This window comes from Piscirickettsia litoralis, assembly GCF_001720395.1.
Classification (GTDB): Bacteria; Pseudomonadota; Gammaproteobacteria; order Piscirickettsiales; family Piscirickettsiaceae; genus Piscirickettsia; species Piscirickettsia litoralis.
In genome coordinates this window covers 214,627-216,626 of sequence record NZ_MDTU01000001.1, presented here as the reverse complement: position 1 = coordinate 216,626, position 2,000 = coordinate 214,627, and the positions used below count along the sequence as shown (strand labels likewise).

At 38.0% G+C, this 2,000-nt stretch carries 3 protein-coding genes; all 3 read right to left on the bottom strand.

Translation table 11 applies throughout. The annotated features are described in order from the left end of the window. On the bottom strand, positions 1 to 351 hold a 351-nt coding region (locus tag BGC07_RS00985), incomplete at its 3' end, for a formylglycine-generating enzyme family protein (protein ID WP_268801686.1). Between the two features lie 159 nt (positions 352 to 510). Next, the gene (locus BGC07_RS00980; protein WP_069311614.1) at positions 511 to 1,065 is read right to left on the bottom strand and encodes a hypothetical protein; all 555 of its coding nucleotides are present in this window, start codon (positions 1,063 to 1,065) and stop codon (positions 511 to 513) included. Continuing rightward, positions 1,037 to 2,000 (bottom strand): hypothetical protein (locus BGC07_RS00975; RefSeq protein WP_158006820.1); only part of this gene is annotated, 964 nt, incomplete at its 5' end. The genes BGC07_RS00980 and BGC07_RS00975, both read right to left, overlap by 29 nt.

Sequence of the window (2,000 nt, the reverse complement as noted above, 5' to 3'; positions counted from 1 at the left end):
TGTCGGATAAACCATTGTTCCCTTGTCTGTAGCCGCATACATCCACTGTGCTTCTGTAGGTAGTTTAAAAGGCAGTCCTGTTTTATTAGCCAACCAAGCACAAAAAGATGCTGCTTGAAAATAATTAACATCTTCTGGAGAGCGATAACTCCAGAGAGAATGAGGGCCACTTGGTCTATTATTTATTTCACCGTTATGCATTTCCTTAAAGATGTTCATTTGACCAATAGTTACTAAGAACTTTTCCATATAAAAGCTACTAACTGTCACCTGGTGTGGATGCTGATTCGAGCCATAAAAATCAGAATACTTGGGATTATCCGTTCCCATGGTAAAAGTGCCTCCTGGAATTTTTTACCATTTCACCCAAAACTTGCTGTGCCAATTGGCTTGGTGTTTTGACTACTGTTTTAGTACTCTCAGTTTCTGCCTTGCCTTTGCAACCCGCTAGTGCCATTACAACCAATATTAAAACGGATATTTTTTTACTCTCATCATTCAATCTCTAAATTATTTTGAAATTTTTATTAAATAATTTTCAAATTTTATTTTTAACAAGCCAACATTATGTGTTAATTCTCTCAACCCCATTATATCTTTGTAAAGTGTAGGGTTCATAACTAAAGAAGAGGATGTCATAAATTGATTGACTCCACTCCTCAATACTCCCTCTTCCACATCAATTGCATCCTGTGGGAGTTTAATCGGTCGAAGTTTTGAAACCTGCTTTACTAATAGCGCTAAAGTTTCCACTTTTGAGTTGAAAAGCTCGAAGTCACTATCATTTTTATTAGGCACACGGCATATTTGTAACTCATTATTTTTTGGCACTTTATCCATTAAAGCCTCTGGTAGTGAAAAAATAGTTGCTAAACCTAAATAAGCCGCCGCATTAATAAGCTTCTTCTGCTTAAAATTGGCATTAGCAACAACTTCCTTTTTATTCATCGCTTCTATTAGTATTTCGTTAAACGATTCAACTTCTGAATAAAAATCATAGTGGTATTGTGTACCACTAATGCGGTTGAGAAGCTTTTCAGTAAAAGTTTTTCCCTTCCCCCACATGGATATTATGATTAGCAAATGCTGCGAATAATATTTCCAAGCCTTTTTTTGCATCTTTATGTGGTTGAGGGCGTTTAATACCGAAATCCTGGCTGGATTCAGTTTTAACACAGTATTTAAGCAATAAATCAAGCTCTTGCAATGATTGACAACTGCGTAACAATTCAAAAATCGCTTGCATCGGTTCAGGGTCTGGAGATGCAAATATTGTATAATATTCACACAGCTTATAAAGCAATAAACCTTTAGACTCAGGAGGGGTTATATTAATACGACTTAGCTTGCCATGATTGCACACTTTTTTATATTGAGAGTTTTTCAGAATATTTTTAGCCAGCTTTAATCTATTTTTGCCCAGCTCCGAGTGATCATATGCCCAAATAGCAATTTTACTTGCAGTCGTCACTATATCTAAAGCAACCTCTGCAATGAAGCTCAAATAATAAGCACCGAACCCCAAGTAAGTCGCAAAACTATCAGATTTTCCTTCCAGAGAGTTTTCTGAATAAAAAAGCTTATCTAACGTCTTTTGAAAGTCTACATGACTAAAATCAATCTGACTAAGCTGGTGGTAAAGAAACAGAGCAAACGGCTCTATCTCTTTGCCTTCAATAATACATTCGAAATGCCCACCAAAACCGATACCGCATACCGCCTCTGCTTTAAACACCAAGACAAATTGCTGTAACTGAGTGCTATAATGCACACGAAATGCATAATCTAACCCTGCACCAAGTGCACCATCGACACCAACAGCAACGCTCATCATCCGGTTGAAGTAAGGCGTTTGTTGTTTTAGCTGCTGTTCACGATAAAAGGCATAAGCAGAGTCGGGGTTAAATCGCGACCTTGGTTTTTCTGGAACTAAGCCTGGGTCTTGCCAATAAATCGCGCCTCGAATCGTTGCACCCAGCTGCGCCCCGGCAAAGGCTATT

Bases quoted from the DNA above. Each gene is read 5' to 3' on its own strand.
- BGC07_RS00980 (WP_069311614.1), bottom strand. From the start codon at position 1,065: ATGTGGGGGAAGGGAAAAACTTTTACTGAAAAGCTTCTCAACCGCATT.